At 45.9% G+C, this 17,302-nt stretch carries 8 protein-coding genes; 6 read left to right on the forward strand and 2 right to left on the reverse strand.

Annotated elements, in window-relative coordinates; genetic code table 11:
* Nucleotides 1-70: 70 nt before the first annotated feature.
* Together H7F31_RS11700 and H7F31_RS11705 are read right to left on the reverse strand one after the other, a co-directional pair.
* Nucleotides 71-871 (reverse strand): lipid II flippase Amj family protein, encoded by an 801-nt coding sequence (locus H7F31_RS11700; protein ID WP_187104327.1) that lies wholly within the window; start codon nt 869-871, stop codon nt 71-73.
* Between the two features lie 346 nt (nt 872-1,217).
* Entirely contained in the window at nt 1,218-2,276 is a 1,059-nt protein-coding gene (locus H7F31_RS11705) for a LacI family DNA-binding transcriptional regulator (protein WP_187104328.1), read from the reverse strand.
* Nucleotides 2,277-2,765: 489 nt separating this feature from the next.
* Between H7F31_RS11705 and H7F31_RS11710 the strand changes: the two genes are divergently transcribed.
* The 6 genes from H7F31_RS11710 (at nt 2,766) to H7F31_RS11735 (ending at nt 17,250) form a co-directional block, all read left to right on the forward strand.
* The gene (locus tag H7F31_RS11710) at nt 2,766-3,563 is read left to right on the forward strand and encodes an ABC transporter permease subunit (RefSeq protein ID WP_246608524.1); all 798 of its coding nucleotides are present in this window, start codon (nt 2,766-2,768) and stop codon (nt 3,561-3,563) included.
* Between the two features lie 18 nt (nt 3,564-3,581).
* Complete coding sequence (locus tag H7F31_RS11715) at nt 3,582-4,469, forward strand: carbohydrate ABC transporter permease (RefSeq protein WP_187104329.1); 888 nt, start codon at nt 3,582-3,584, stop codon at nt 4,467-4,469.
* 58 nt (nt 4,470-4,527) lie between these two features.
* The gene (locus H7F31_RS11720; RefSeq protein WP_187104330.1) at nt 4,528-6,228 is read left to right on the forward strand and encodes an extracellular solute-binding protein; all 1,701 of its coding nucleotides are present in this window, start codon (nt 4,528-4,530) and stop codon (nt 6,226-6,228) included.
* A complete protein-coding gene (locus H7F31_RS11725; RefSeq protein WP_187104331.1) occupies nt 6,228-8,585 on the forward strand; it encodes a glucosidase family protein in 2,358 nt (785 codons plus the stop codon). The genes H7F31_RS11720 and H7F31_RS11725 overlap by 1 nt, the downstream gene beginning before the upstream one ends.
* 88 nt (nt 8,586-8,673) lie before the next feature.
* Nucleotides 8,674-11,178, forward strand: coding sequence for a glycoside hydrolase family 2 protein (locus H7F31_RS11730; RefSeq protein ID WP_187104332.1), 2,505 nt, complete (start codon nt 8,674-8,676; stop codon nt 11,176-11,178).
* A 30-nt stretch (nt 11,179-11,208) separates the two neighbouring features.
* Complete coding sequence (locus H7F31_RS11735) at nt 11,209-17,250, forward strand: S-layer homology domain-containing protein (RefSeq protein WP_261800390.1); 6,042 nt, start codon at nt 11,209-11,211, stop codon at nt 17,248-17,250.
* The last annotated feature ends 52 nt before the right edge of the window (nt 17,251-17,302 follow it).

Consider the following 17,302-nt stretch of genomic DNA (forward strand, 5'->3'; position numbering starts at 1 on the left):
AGAGAAGCAAAGTAATCATAAAGAAAAGCCCAAACAATATGTTCGATTGGGCTTTGTGATGCAATCCTATTCAAAGAACAGATACAATCCATTTTATCCAATAAGCAGCTGGCACCAGTAATACCTGTGCAAAAACAGTTCCTAATAATCGGGATATCATTAATAAACCAAAAACCTTATTAAGTGTAGCGATCTTTTTTTCACCTTTAAGGACTTTATCGGTCATTAAACCAACTTGCGGATCAATAAGTATGGTAAGTAAAATGGTCGCCATTCCATTTATTAGACCAGATGCTTGTGATGCGGTAATCGAGTATTCTGTCGTTAAAGTTGAAGCCAGTAGAGCAGCTAACACACCGATTGTGTAAATGGCTGTCACCAGACAATTAAGAACCACTAGCCTTTTGGGAATACCTCCGATCCTCAATCGCGACAGCATCGATAACTTTGGGGATCGCAAATGATATCGTGCATGATTTATCTTTTGAAAGGAAACAGAAGAACGGACCATTTGAGGTATGGATCCTGCAACTTCTAAATGAGAGATTACCCTCGAAGATAGAAAAACTGCGGATGGAAACAGTAATAAAGCTGTAAAAGTTCCTACTGTTGCCGCACCGATAATAATACGAAACTGATCAATTAGATTATATTCTAAGTTGAATTTTTTTGATAAATCAATAATGTTACCTGTAAGTGGGGCCTGTAGCATATTAGCTGTTCTTGAAATGAGCAGTATGATCCCCGATAAGGATAAAGCAACTGCCAATTTCCCTAATCGTACACCTGCCAAACGAATAGAATAGGTAAGAGTCTCCGAAAGATGAATAATAAAAGTAAACATAGATACAAGCAATACTTGCTCCAACAATCGAACACCTCATATCGTTCTTGACGATAGTGAATAAAGATAAGACCTATATAAATTATATTGATGTAATAACCTCCAATAAAGAGAAATGAGCTCCTTGATTTTTTCCTGTTTTTTGGAGTTTTATTGATCTGCTCTTTAGCTTAACAAAATAAGGAGCAGCTGCCGCGGCGGCAAACTGCTCAACAAAAACAGACGGATATCCGAGTTAACGAATCCTGAGCCAGCCCCAGAATGGCGCTTTCCGGCTCCAGAACGGAATATAATTTAGACTGAGCATGGAAAATGAACCAGCGACAGCCAAGGACTTTATTTCTCGTCCTTGGCTGTCGCTGTTGTCATTCAACTAACGTTCCCCGATGGCGTAATCCGGATCAGGAATCAATGGGGGCGAATCCGATAATGATTTGACGGAATCTCTTTCGATTAACTTTGAGTTCACGTACACAAACTGTGCCTCTTCATCGGGATGCTGGAGTCTCCACTGCATTCGTTTTAACGCCTTTTCTGCAAATTCGAATCTATCGATATGCATCGTCGTAAGTGCAGGGACCATAGTTTGACTGATCTCCGTATTATCGAAGCTGATAAGCGAAACATCCTCGGGTACCCGAACACCATTTATTTGGAGCTTGGATAACAAGATATGCGCAGCCATATCGCAATAACAAACAAATGCCGAAGGGAGCTGGTCCGGCAACGAAAAGTCGAAGTGATATTTTCCCGATTCATCGTTATTGACGATATGCCATTCTTTGCGAATTTCCAGTCCGTGCTGCGTTAAGGCTCTAAAATATCCGCAGTATCGATCCATTACACTGCTGGTATAGTTCGGGTTACCGACAAAACCAATAGTATGGTGACCTTTTTCAACCAAATAATTAGTTATGAAATAACCCATCCGGTAATTATCAGACACGATATAATCCAATCGCAGGTTGTTTTTGTAAAAGTCAATCGCAACGATTGGTATGGGCAGATTTAAAAGCAATTTTAAATAATCGCTCTTAATTTCACCCGCAATAAACAAGCCGCTCAGTTCGCTTTGATCTTGAGTAAACGATAAAGGGTAATTTAGGGCATCTTCTTCCTTTGGTTCGAGGATGTAAAGGTTCAAAGTATAGTGCAAGAGGGCACACTCTCGATTCAAGTAATAAAAGATCTTCGTATAGAAATCATCGATCTCCAGAAAAAAACGTTTCGGGACGATGAGTCCCAACTTATAGACGGTCTGAATCGGTTTTTCTTTACGGGTTACGTATCCCATTTGATTGGAAAGCTCTATGATCTGTTTCTTTAATGCCTCACTGACGCCGGGCTGGTTTTTAAGTGCTTTTGACACCGTAACCTTAGTAATCCCGAGTTTACTGGCGATCTTATCCAGGGTTACTTTTTCTTTAGTCATACTCAACTCTCCTCCAAAAGATAACAAAAACCTATATGTGCATTATCGCAATTATATAATATTGTAACTTTACAAGTCAACAAAATAAACAAAGTGGTTTGATCGTCTTTAATGTTGAATTTATCGCTATTCAGTAATGAATGAAAGCGGAAACAAGAAAAAAGGAAACACAAAATAAAAGGTGTTGACACAAAAATGTGAAGTGACATATACTTGCTTCGAAAGGTTATTTATTAGAAATTAATAAAAAAGTAAGGTTACAAAATGAATGGGGAGGTTGCTTAAGATTTATTGGAAGCGAATTAACTTGATGAGGTGCTTGGGGCGATTGACGCGTTTGGTTCCTCGCACTAACAAAATGGTGGTGTTAGTAAATTGAAACATAAGGGCTTAAGAGATTTGGTGAAAAATCGTTACATATATCTAATGACGCTCCCGGCTCTGTTATTCAGCTTGATATTTTCTTATTTGCCGCTCGCAGGCATTACGATGGCATTTCAAGATTTCAACCCTATCAAAGGTATTTTTGGAAGCGAATTCATTGGTTTGCGAAACTTCGAGTTCTTTTTTCGAGGCCGAGATTGGTTTACCGTGACGTTTAACACGGTCTTTCTTAATCTTCTATTCATTGGATTTGGAACACTGCTGTCCATTACTCTTGCCATCATGTTATCCGAGCTTGGTAAAAGCTTGTTTGTTCGAGGAATGCAGTCGATCATGATTTTGCCCAACTTTATATCCTGGCCCATTGTCGGGCTGTTCTCCGTAGCCTTTTTGACTGCGGATACGGGCACCTTGGACGGACTTATGAAATGGTTGGGTATCTCGGATGCTTATATGGAATCTTCGATTTGGCCTGTTATTCTGCTCTTTTTCAGCTTATGGAAAGGCGCGGGTTTTGGAGCCATTGTGTACTTGGCGGCAATAGCGGGCATAGACAGGGGACTATACGAAGCGGCAAAGATTGACGGGGCCAGTCGACTCCAATGCATTTTCCGAATTACGCTGCCGATGCTTAAAAGTACGATCATTATGCTGTTTTTGCTTGCATTAGGCGGGATATTCTCGGGCACGTTGGATATGGTCTATTCGTTGGTCGGGGATAACTCATTCCTGTTTCCGACAACGGACACGATAGATACTTATGTATTTCGCGCGTTGCGTACGCAAGGCTCATTTGGGATGTCCCAGGCCGTAGCCTTGTATCAATCGATTATCGGGTTCATCCTTGTCGTGCTCTCCAATCAACTTGTCAAAAAATTCGATAAAGATTCATCCATTTTCTAGAGTGGAGCGGTGAAAGTAATGAAATTATCATCTTTGTGGTCGTTGTCTGCTTTATTTTACTTATTTACGGCATTGTTTTCTCTGGCCTGCGTCTATCCGTTTGTACTCGTATTGACAAGCTCGTTGACCGATGAAGTGGAATTGATACGGAACGGCTACTCCCTGTTTCCTGAAACTTGGTCTATTGCTGCTTATAAAGCCATATTAAGCACTCCGACGATCCCGAGAGCCTATCTAGTAACCATATTTACAACCGTTGCGGGTACGCTTATCAGCTTGATTGTTACCAGTATGATCGCCTATGCCTTATCAGGTCGAAAGCTGTATTACCGTAACCACATTAACTTCATTTTCTACTTCACGATGCTGTTTAATGGCGGACTTGTATCCTTTTATATTTTAGTAACCCGATACTTGCAGCTAACGGACTCCATTTGGGTTTATATTATCCCTTTTGTTCTCAATCCATGGAACATGTTCCTCATGCGCAACTTTTTTAACGAGATACCGGATGAGCTGTACGAATCGTCGAGGCTGGAAGGCGCAGGGGAATGGCGGATTTTATGGCAAATTGTATTGCCGTTGTCATTGCCGGCGTTGGCAACCATTGGTTTGTTTTATGCCCTTATGTATTGGAACAGCTGGCAACCGGCACTTCTGTTTATTAACAATGACAAGTTATTCTCGCTGCAGTATATCATCATGCAGATTATTCGCAACATTGACATTGCGCAGAATATCGCAGTCTCAAGTACGGCCGGTTCGGTTATCAACACCCAGCGGCCTCCTGCTTTTACCGTAAGACTTGCGACCGCCATGGTTACAATCGGCCCGATTATCTTTCTCTATCCGTTCCTGCAGCGATACTTTGTAGGAGGCTTGAAAATCGGGGCAATAAAAGGATAAATCACAGCTACAATCAGCAAAGCTGAATTAGCATATAAAAATATCGGAGGGGTTAAATATGAAAAAAGGTATGAAGAAGACACTTTCTTTGATCTTTGCAGTCACCATGAGTACTTCTATGCTTGCAGCATGCACCGGAAAAAACTCGCCATCGACACCGGATAGGGGCGAGTCGTCACCGACAAATTCGGCGCAAAACAATTCGTCGGAATCGCCTGCAGTTAATACTCCGTTGGAGCCTGTGAAGCTGGAGGTCATGCTCTGGGGGGATAAGCCGAAGCAATTCGACGAGATTGTCGATGAATTCGAAAGGCAGACCAAAGATACTTTGAACATTGACTTAAACGTGACTTGGACGCCGCTGGCCGACTACGGCAATAAAATAAAGCTGATGCTGTCAGCCGGGCAAAAGATCGACCTGGCCTTCGATGCACCGTGGTTGAACATGCCTGGTTTGATCGCTAACGGCAGCTATATTGAATTGGACAAGTATTTTAATAACGATCAATATCCGGGCTTGCAAAAAGCGTTCGGCGAAAGCTTGCTGAGCAACAATAAATTTGTTGGTCCCGATAAGCAGCAGCATGTTTATGGGGTACCGCTTGGTCAAGGTTATGCTCCCGTATATGCGCTGTATTACCGGAAAGACTTGGCCAAAAAACACGGTATATCGGAACTGAAGTCCTATGACGATATGATTGCTTATTTTGATGCAGTAAAAAATAATGAGCCTGGAATTACTCCATATATCTTTAATAAGGATCAATACCCGCCAGCATGGATTATTGACGGAAATAGAGCCATTAAAATCGATCAGGCCAAAAATAATATATGGGAAGTATCGACAGGCTCCGCTGGCGTAGCCAAATTGCATATTGTAGACAACAAGATTAAAGCAGCCTATTTGCCAGGGGAAAGCACGGATGTTTTGAAGGATTTTCCGGAGCCCTTTCAAACACTCGACTTCACAACCAATGAAGAGATATTGAATTGGAACGAGAAGGGTTACATCGAATCCAATGCAATCAACCGCAAGGATGCGCAGGATCAATTTACTGCAGGCACCGCCGGCTCGTACATGCAGACGTTAGACAGCTATGTCGCTCTAGAGAACGCATTAAAAGCGGCAGTGCCGGGAAGCGAGCTGGGTGTATATGTGTACGAGAACAACGTTCGCAACATGGAACCGGCTTCTCTGCTAACCGAATTTAAGTTTTGGAACTTCTTGAGCATCCCCGCTTCGTCTAAGAATGCCGATCGTTCTATGATGTTCCTGGATTGGATCTTTGCAAGCCAACAAAATCACGACTTATTTGAATACGGAATTGAAGGTAAAAACTGGGTTGCGGTAGGGGACGATAAATACAAACTTCCGGACGGTGTGGATCCTGGCCAGAACTATGCATTTCCTGGGTACCAGTTAACTTGGAATCCGAACTATATGCGTCTTGCAGAAGCCTATCCGCAAGATGTAGTGGAGTATTACAGTTATGTTGCTCAAGATACGACGTTCCTCAAACAAGTTAGCGCCGGCTTTACTTTTAACGGGGAGCCTGTGAAAACCGAAATGACCAACCCTTCATTTGCAAAAATGGCCGCCGAAAACGCAGGTTTTGAGCTGGGACTCATTAAAAATATTGCGGACAACAAAGCCAAACAAGAACAGAATCTGTTGAAAGACAAGCAACTCCAGGCAGATATTCAGAAAATCAAAGCGGAATTGGTTCAACAACTGCAAGTGTTCTTGGATGAGCAATAATGACGGTACTTTGGACCGTTGATAAACTGCGGGAAAGGGGCGGCAACCAGCAAAGGTGGCTGAGCCTTCCCGGTAGTCGCGTCGTTGTAAATCCGTTTAATTTCAAGAAGGCGGGGACGACGTCCCCTTCTTCGTACAGCAATCGATCCACAATGCCTATGAATATCGGATACCTCGCTCCGCATATTTCCGAGTCCGAGATAGGGTTCGAGTTTGGCGATATGATTATGATCCACACGGATGCCCATCGCTCACCGCAGCGAATCGAGGGATGCGTATTACATGTATCTGATCGGGCCCGGTGGACAATGAGCGAATATGATGTGCCCGGTCATGGAACCGCCCTGTTCGGCGTCTCCGGCATTACGATTACGGTTAATAGCGATGCAAGAGATTACTGGCAGTATCTTACGACCGAAATTGAGGTTGACCTTGATCAAACGCCAATGCTGAATGTGGTTGTGCCGGAATGTTTGTCCGCATGGAGCATTAAAGTCGCGCCGCTTGAGGCGGAGTCTGCAAGAGAAGATATAGAACTGATTACGGAAAATTCCAACTCGGGCGTCTTTAACGCTAATATTGCCGAAGCGACGGGATGGGGAGGACGCAAACGTTTTAAGCTGAGGTTATACGCTTATGGGTTTGGCAAATCCATAACCTTTGAAAAACTGGAGATTGCGGGTGTTTTGAATCCTTACGCGGATGCTATCCGCTATGAAACCGAGTGGGCGCCCCACGAACTTGCCTTTCAAGCGGTTTATCGTAATCATATGACGTTGGAAGGGCGAGACTATTTCTATAACACGAACACGGTGTGTAGATCCTTAACTTGTACGCAAGAGGCGTCGGGCGCCGACATCATCTTGGGCGGCCGTTATACGGGACAGCTGACGTATGAACCCAGCCTGGCCATGCTTGTTGTAGAAGACAGACGGTATGCCTTCGCGATTCGACTATTAGGAGAACACGTTGAGGGGATGGTTTACTATGCCAATTATTGCGATTATTTAAGCGGCGCTCGGGCATTGGAGGAGCCTCCGCAATACGGGTATTGGCAGATGCGGATTAAACCTGTTCGGAGCAGCGGAGAAGGCATTCATCTATTGGTCTCCTTCCCGGGTCCGCTTGAAACGGTCGAGAGCCTGGTGCGCGATTTGAGCGCGATTTCGCTTCGGGAGTCGGTCGACGAACGTTTAGAGGAAAAAAGGCAACAGAATGAACGATTTTGGAACGGATTTTTGGAAAAGATCCCATCGCCTTCTTTGTTTTCGCTTGATCATGTTCCAACCAAAGGAGTAACACCCGATCAAGCGGAGGAGCAGTATTATAAGGCATGGATTTTCCTGGCGTCCAATGTGCTGGACGTATCGCCCGAGGCTGGGTATCCGTACCCCCAATTATGCTGCGGCAAACCTTCGTTATGGGGGTCCGGTGCTCACGAAGCTCCTTATTCGGCTGCATGGGAAAGCCTCTTTGCGATACAACTGTACGCGTATATCGATCCCGACGTGGCTTGGGAAGCGTTTAAAGGTCTGATGTCTTTGGTTGACCCGACCGGCATGCTCGGCGGAGAAAGTCTGCCCTCCAGAAAAGCGCAAACGGCCATGATTTTATATGAACTAACCGGAGATATATATTCCTTGCGGACCGTGTATCCGTCAATCCGTTCATACTTACGTTGGCGCGTGGACAACCCGCGCTGGATTCTTGGATCGATTAATAACCCGAATTCGAAAGATTCGGAGTTCGTCGTGTCCGCCCTTATCGATATTTCTTATTTCATTCGAATGGCGGAATTGCTCGGCAGGCAGGACGAGATTCCGATCTGGCAAGAAACGTATGCCGAATTATTGCAAAATTACAAAGCGTGGTTCTGGGACTCGCCGGGCGGATTTCCTCATCAATATTACGATACCGCGACGGAAGCGAGAAACCCGGGCTGGACCTCCTGGGTGCTGACGGGCGTTTACCTCCCTTCCTTGGAAACGCCTTATGCGGAGAGCTTGATTAACCGGTTCCTGGGGGAATTCGACCCGAATAAACCGTTTGGAGGACTTGCATACCCCAAACATCCGGATATTAACTTCGACATTTACGGTTTGATACAGTTGGGTTTTCTGGAGGAGGCACGGCAGCTTGTCGAGGTATGCATCCGCGATGTAACGATGTCCGGTTTTTTTGCGGAGCAGTATGATGTGGAGGATAAACCTCATCCGACGGGTGTCAGGCCATCCATTTTCGGATGTGCGCAATTAATAGAATGCTTACTTATGAAGAACGGGTACCGCTTGGAAAACGGCAAGCCTTATCGGATGAATTTGTTCCATGAGCAAGCGCCGCTGGTTGAGAATTTATAGGAAATGTATTCGATCATAGAGACTTCAAGGATTGGGAGTGTAAAAGCTGACTAACACCGTATCTTTAAATGAATGTGAATGGGGATTAATGGGCTTTTACAAAAACCAATGGCGATTATATGAGTCCATGGAGCTCGGTCATGAAATCATTCCTGCTATTGGGCATATGAAAGCAAGGATCCCCGGCAGCGTGCAAACGGATTTAATGGCGAACGGGTGGCTGAAGGACCCCAATGTAGGATTGGCCAGCTTGGACGGCGAGTGGGTTGATAACAGGGAATGGGTATATGAAACGAATTTCAGCATATCCGATGACTGGCTGAAAGATCGGTGCGAACTCGTATTCGAAGGATTGGATTATTCCGGAGAAATTTATCTCAATGGCAGCAAAGTGGCGGGTTTTGAAGGCATGTTTATCCCCGTGAGACTGGATATAACAGACCGGATCCGCACGAATGGATCGAACCGATTGTTAGTCGTCTTTCATGCGGCGCCGGATATTGACGGACAATTCGGTTATTCCAATCAAATCCGAAAGCTGAAATCGCGTTTCAACTATGCCTGGGATTGGTGTCCGAGGATTGTCCCGGTCGGTATTTGGAAAGACGTCTATCTTCAAACCTACAGCGAGATCAAAATCAATGACTTCTACCCCAATGCGATGGTAGAGGATAACATGATCGACGGCCGTGTGCGGTTTCGTACGGAAGTGACGGTTCAGCGACGGGGCTCCTATACGATCTCTTATAAGGTCATGACAGACCAAGGCGAGCAGAAGGCGCTTGCCGTTCATACGAAGGAGCTTGAATGCGGGAATTATTGCATGGAAGACGAACTCTCAGTGAATGACATTGAATTATGGTGGCCTAACGGGTACGGAAATCAGCCTCTGTATAAGGTTGGAATTGAGATCGCTAATGATAAGCATACCATTGAATGCCATGATAGGAAGCTCATCGGGTTCCGTAAATTGGAAATTATTAAAAATCCGAATTCACCTGAAAGCGCTCTACCTTATACGCTCGTAATCAATGGCAGATCGATCTTCATGAAAGGTGTTAACTGGGTGCCTATTCGCCCATTTTATGGAGATGTCAAGGCGGACGAATATGCCAACTATCTTGGCCGATTTAAAGATATGAATGTCAATATTTTGCGAGTTTGGGGCGGCGCCATTATTGAAAAGCAGGATTTCTATCAATATTGTGATGCCAATGGACTTATGGTGTGGCAGGAATTATTGCAATCCTCCAGCGGAATCAATAATACACCGCCGGATGATCCCAAGTTTCTCGATGATTTGGAGCAGGTGGCCGTCCATGCCATTAAGAAAAAAAGATCGCATCCAAGTCTTGTCATCTGGTGCGGGGGCAACGAGCTCATGTGGGAAGGGTTCAAGCCTGTCGATGAGAGACATGCAAATATTGCGAGACTAAAAAAAGTTGTCGAGGAGTTTGATCCTGGCCGTGGATTTTTGCCGACAAGCGCCTCCGGCCCAAGCTTTAATGCTAATGTCAAACATATGGGCAACGGGCTTCATCATGATGTGCATGGACCCTGGTTATATTTGGAATCGGACCACTACGAATTTTTTAACAAGGACGACTCTCTATTGCTGTCCGAGATGGGCACCCCCGGTATTTCAAGAGCGGAAAATATCGAGAAATATGCGATAGGCTGTTCGGCTTGGCCTCCAACAAAGGAAAATCCGTATTGGGTTCATCGGGGGGCATGGTGGATTCAATGGGAGCAGTTGAACCGGTTATTCGGCGAATGGAGTCGCCATCATAATGAATTGCAAATATACAGTCAAGCCAGCCGGTATGTGCAGATGGAATCGCTGCGCTATGCGATCGAAGCGACTCGGAGAAGGGAGCCATACGCATCCGGTTTTATTATCTGGATGGGAAATGAACCCTTTGCCAACAACTCGAACACATCTGTAATCGAATATGACGGAATGGTTAAACCGGCTTATTATGCCGTAAAAAACGCATTTTCCCCGCTCCATATTTCGGCGAAGTACGACAAAATCAAGTTTAGCGAAGGCGAGCGTTTCAGCTGTCAATTGTACTTGCACGATGAGCTTGGAACAAACGGACAGACCTTTGAAGTACAGGCCGAAATTGTAGGGATCGATGGGACGGTGTATAAGCAAGACAGGTTTACCTGTACTTCCGAACAACTTGCAACGCAAGCAGGCGAGCTGGATTGGATTGTCTCAGAGACTCCGTACTCCCTATTCTTCCTGAGATTACATGTAAGGGATAAAGGGAATAAGGTTGTCAGCTCCAACACGTACCTGTACTCTTTGGACTTGCTCTCCCCTTATCGACCGCTGCGACAGCTGCCTAAAGCATCGGTAGCCGTGGAACTTATGGGAGAAGGGCAACTGCAGATTCGGAACGTCTCCGATATTACGGCAGTAGGCGTGATGATTCAAGAAAAAGAAGCTTCCAGGTTTACATCATTTGATCATAACTATCTTTATATTTTCCCTGGAGAAAGCGTTACGATGGCGTGTTCTATGGCGCATATGGATACAGTGGAGCGGTTTGTAATTAATGGCTTCAACATAGATTTGCCGAGTTAATCATCGATTTGAAGAAAGGGAGGGGATTCTATGTTTAGGTTTAAGAGATTAAGCAGGCCTATTTCATTACTTGTTATCGCATGTCTATTGATTTCCTATCCGGGTTTGGTCTCAGCGCAGAAATCGGAATTGGAAAATCATTGGGCACAACGGGCAATGACAAAATGGATAGATAAGGGGATCATCCGAGGAGATTCCAAACAGTCGTATAAGCCTGATCATCCAATGACCAGGGCGGAACTAGCCAGCTTTATCGTACGCATATTGAACCTGAAAGAAACGAGCAATAAGCCATTCGCCGATGTACCTTCCAATGCCTGGTATGCTTCCGACTTTTCGAAGGCGTTTGCTGCCGGACTTATATTGGGCGATGCAAGCGGACATGCCAGGCCGCTCGATTTTATTAGCCGCGAGGAAGCCGCGGTCATTTATTCCCGTGTATTTCAATTGCAAGCAAGCGACAAAGCTCCTTCTCTGAAGTTTGCCGATGCAGCGCTTATTGCCGATTGGAGTCGTCAAGCGGTACAAGCCATGCAAGAGAAAGGCTATATCAAGGGGAAGATCGGAAATAAATTCGACCCCAAGGGTCGCTTAACCCGTGCGGAAGCCTTTCAAATTTTCGATAATGTCGTAGATGAAATCATTAACGATGGAGGTACGTACTCAGGGGATTACCAAAAAAGCATTATCATTAATGGCAATCATGTTGTTCTTACCAACATGACAATAAAGGGCGATCTCTATCTTACGGTTGGAGTCGATGCCGGTGTCGTCACACTGGACGGGGTCGAGGTAGAAGGAAATATTATCATTAATGGCGGTGGGCCTGAAGGTGTAATTATTTCTAATTCTCAAATTAAGGGCAAGGTTGTCGTGAACAAGGAGCAAACGAAAGTCGTTGCAGACAACAGTGTCATTCACGCCCTGGATCTGGTGAAACCCGCAAACATTAGCTTAAACAACTCTAAGGTGGACGAAATGGTTCTCGGCAACAAGGGGACAGGGAGCGAGCTCCATCTCGATAAGCAATCAACGGTGGGGCAATTCATCGCCCAAGCTCCAATAACCATTACGGGAGCCAATGGGATAGACAATGCCGATATTCAAGCTGGCGGAGTAGTGATGGATAATCAACCTGGCAAGATCATTATCGCTCCGGGTATAAGCGCGAAGATTGCGGGTAAGGACCTAACAGCTCAAGACTTGACGAATCCTTCGGGATCGACTGCCCCTGGCGGGGGGAGCTCCAATCCAACAAACCCAATCGATCCAACCGAGCCAATAGATCCCATGCTAAGTCAGCAATTAATAGAAAAGGATAGTCCGCAACAGCGTCGCTGGATGAGTGTGCCGCAAAGCAGGATTGTCGTCAATCCTTTCGACTTTCATCTGCCGGACCCAACGACACAGGTGCATTATAGCAATAGCCCAATCCTTCCCTTGAATATTGGCTTTCTTAGCCCCTGGCCAACGAATTACAAGGGGTATACCCTGGATAAAGTAATGGGAATCTTTGATAAGTCGAATACGGATCAGACTGTCGAGAACGTATGGTCGGCTAGCTTTAACGATCCGGACAAATGGAGAATTAGCGAGTTCGAATATCCCGAGGATGCCATTGTTGACTTCAATCCGAATTATATGCAATTGTCTGTAAAAAACGATGCGACCTATCCCTGGCAGTTTCTAACAAGCGAATCGATAGCGATAGATTTAGATAAGAATCCGTTACTTCAGCTTCATACAGAAACAACCGGGAGCTGGGCCATTAAGATCTACGACTTGAGTAAAGGCGACCGTGGAGATGAACGGGTATTACGCGCGGAGGGCTCGGGTGACGGAACGGAAACCGTTGATATTGCCAAGATGGTTCCGGACTGGACGGGCAAGAAGGATGTATTGCTGCGCATATTCCAGGTGGGCAAGGGCAGCTATCTCAAAATAAATACATTGGATATTGTCGAGATTCAATCGACATTGGCGGAAGCGAGCGACTATACGACAACATGGGCGCCGCATGAGCTAACCTTCGGGGCGGACTACAATAGCGGTCTGCAACTGGAAGGGGCAGACTTCTTTTATGACGAGAACACGGTTGTACGAACCATTAAAGCAAAGCAAAACGGTACTAGCCATTTCATCTCTTTGTTCGGGCAATACAAAGGGGATATCCAATGGGATGAAGGTATAAATACCCTATACGTATCGACGGGTACAACCTTGCAGGATCAACAGTATGCGATTTCCTTCGGGCAGCAGCCTTCTGGCGGTATTCGATATTTCGAAAGCTATGCGGATATGCTGATTGACAACGGCTCATCGCAACCCCATGGCAAAGGGTACTGGCTGATGGACTTCGAACTTGATGCGTTGCCGCCCGGCGGGTTATCCGCAGCATTTAGCATAGGAACGCCAGCGGACAGCAAGGTTAGTATGATTGAATCCGTTCGCAATCCTTTTGAGAACAATGATCGCGATCGTAAATTTAAGGAACGATTGGATAATTGGAATCAATATCTCGCCAAAGTACCTAAACCTGGTAAGTTCGAACTGGAACATGTTGAACCGCAAGGCGTCACATTCGAACAGATTGAACAGGAATATTACAAGGCTTGGGTGTTTACCGCTTCGAATATTTTGGCCGCTGCTCCCGAAGTCGGTTTTAACTATCCGCAAATCGTGACAGGGAAGGCTTCGCTATGGGGACATGGCGATCAAAAAGCGGCGTATTCCGCTTCGTGGGAAAGTTTGTTGTCGATCCAACAGTATGCATACATTGACGTCGATTTGGCTTGGGATGCGTTTAAGGGGATGATGTCCCTGGTGGATGACGACGGGCTTATGGCAGGGGAAAGCCTGCCTTCCAGAAAGGCTCAAACGGCGCTTATCCTTTACAATATATCCAAAGACGCGGATTCGTTGGAAGAGATTTACCCCGCTCTAGAGCGGTATCTCTTGTGGAGAATCGATCATCTTCGTTGGATTATGCCCGGCGTCGACGATCCTGCTGTCATTGACGCGGAATTTGCCGTCTCTGCGCTTAAGGATATCGAATTCGCAATGGAGATTTCTCGCATATTAGGATATACCGACAAGATTGACTTCTGGGAAGATCGCTATAAGGAGTTATACAAAAAATATACAACTACCTTTTGGAAAGATGGAGTGCCTTACCAATATTACAATGTGGTTAATGGCGAATTTACGCCGGGCAACCCGCTTTGGACCTCCACGGGAATGTATATTACGGATTTAGACCCGACTTTGCGTGAAAGTTTATATAATCGACTGAAAGCTAATATGAACCCGGAAGCGCCATTTGCAGGGTTGTTTATTCCGAAGCATCCGGATGTTGGTTATTTGACTTACGGCCTAATTGAAAACGGCTTTATAGAAGACGCAAAAATGATTATTGAAACAATGATAAGGGATGTGACCAAAGCCCATTTCTTTGCCGAACAGTATTCGGTGCCGGGAGTGCCATATCCGCAAGGCGTACGTCCATCCTCTTTTGGAGCCACTATGCTCGTCGATAACGTGCTTCAGCGCAACGGTTATCGTATGGATATGGGCAAACCGATGTTTACGAACTTGTTTGAGGCCGACGGTGAAGTTTCCAATATTTTATTGGATGGATCGACGCTTAACTACAAACTGGACGCTTCCAAGAAGCAAATCAATTTGTCGGGATCTTGGATGGGCGGCACATCTGCGATTATTGATGCGCCTGATCATAAGCCCGTTCATTTGCCGGCAATAGCGGAATCGCCGCTCAAGGATCAAATCATTGGCGTTGGGGAACAAGTGAGACTCCAATTGCAAGACGCGGTCACTTATTATGTTGCGAGCAGCAAAAATACGACAGCAGCAGTTGAACGGGTTGACAACGTACTCACTGTGACAGGCCTCTCTGCCGGAAACGCTGTTATTACCGTTGTTTCCAGTCGAAATGGCTATTCGGATACAATCCGTACATTCGATGTGGGTGTTTCCGCAATCACAGGATGGCAGCATGAACAGGCAGGTTTGGATGCATGGACTTGGGATCGCGAAAAGTTAAACGTGAACGAGGCCGGTGGAAAGCTTCAGCTTGACGTGTTGCAGGACAATTATATCGAAACGGTAATTGAAGCCGATTCCGGTACGATCCAACTGCTAAAGCTCGCTGTTACGGAGGCTAGCGCTCGTTGGGGTATCAGCTTGATCAACGAAAGCAATGAAGAAGTGGTTGTAAGAGAGATCGGACAAGGAACAGGCGACTACCTCTACGATTTGGAAGCATTGACGGGCTGGACGGGTCAGCAGACATTTAAGCTGCGGATCTACGCTTCGCAGCTTGGCGGGCGGGTAATCTTCAATACGTTGAAGCTGATGAGCAAGCCCGAGATCACGATGCAAACCATTGCCGACTATGAAGTAGAGGCATATACGGATACTACGATTCCACTACGGACAACTCCGGGGCTTGTCAACTATGAATTGACCTCGGAACATCCAGAGATCGCCAATGCTCAGATGGCGGGGAATCAGTTGAAGCTGCAAGCGCTAAGCGAAGGGACGACAACGATAACCATTCTATTACAAAGAGCATTTTATGGGGATCGGAGCCTCTCCTTTCATGTAAACGTCAGCATTCCGGATGTCGCTGTTGCGGATATTGCCCCTCAGTATGTTTCGGTCGATGCGAGCAAGCGGGTGCAGGTTGTTGCTGTTCCGGATGACGTAACGATTGTTCCGGTATCAAGCGACAGCGCTATCGTTCAGGCAACCGTACAAGACGGGGAATTGTCGATTACAGGTGTATCCGAAGGGAATGCGACGATTTCGTTAACGTTGTCGAAGACTGGATATCAGTCCGCAACGAAGACATTTTCAGTCACGGTATTCGCCAAAGGTTTGGGCTGGCAAGCGGACTTTACAGACTTGCAGCGGTGGAATGCCGGATATTCCTCGAACCCGGGCGGCCTTGATGTCGTGCAGTTGGATGGCGGAGCGAGCGGCGTTAAACTAACCATGACCGATCAGGCAAGTCCGACATGGCAACCGTTCTACACAAAAATAAAGGTAAATGTGGATGAAACGCCGATTCTGCAAATTCGCGCCTCCGACGCAGCAAAAAATTGGACGGTAAAAATCGGGACCAGCGAATTCGGAGATGAGCAGGCCTTGAAAGGGGAGGACGGATCGGAAGATACGTTCAACTTTAATCTAAAGGCTTATGGACCGATGTCAGGTTGGACCGGGGAGCAGGAATTTTTCGTCAAGGTTTATGTTGTCGGCGGGTCGGGCGCTTCCATTACGATCGATCAACTGCGTATGGTCAGCCAGAGTTATCTCGACAACATCGCGTCGGCTATTACGGTTGACGATATTGCGCCGCAGTATGTTTCGGTCGATGCGAGCAAAAGAGTGCAGGTTGCGGCTGTTCCAGGCGACGTAACGATTGCTCCGGTATCAAGCGACAGCGCTATCGTTCAAGCAACCGTACAAAACGGGCAACTATTGATTAGTGGCATATCCGAGGGAGAAGCAAATGTTACGTTGACGTTGTCAAAAGCCGGGTATCATTCGTTGACGATGACGTTCCCGGTGACAGTGCTGGCCGAAGGTTTAGGCTGGCAAGCGGACTTCACAGACTTGCAGCAGTGGGAATACGGATATCCACTCAATCCAGGAGGTATTAAAGTCGAGCAGGTAAACGGCGGAGCGGATGGCATTCGCTTAACGACAACAGATTTGGCAAATCCGGCATGGCAACATTTTTACACGAAAGTTAAAGTAAAAGTGAATGTGGATGAAACGCCGATTCTGCAGATTCGCACCTCCGCTGCAAAGGATAACTGGACAATTAAGATTGAGAATACAAGTCTTGCAATTGATCAGGCCCTGAAGGAGGAAAACGGATTGGTAGGTACATTAAACTACAATCTGACTAATTATGGACCAATGTTAGGTTGGACCGGGGAGCAGGAGTTCATCATCAAAATATTTGTCATCGGCGAGCCGGGCGCTTCCATTACGATCAATCAACTGCGTATCGTCAGTCAAAGCTTTATTGACGGAAACGTGTAACAGGTATGCCTAACAGTCAGCGGTGATGTCGCAATTACTGAGATGTGTGTTT

The sequence above is a fragment of the Paenibacillus sp. PAMC21692 genome (assembly GCF_014303795.1).
In the GTDB taxonomy this organism is placed as follows: Bacteria; Bacillota; Bacilli; order Paenibacillales; family Paenibacillaceae; genus Pristimantibacillus; species Pristimantibacillus agaridevorans.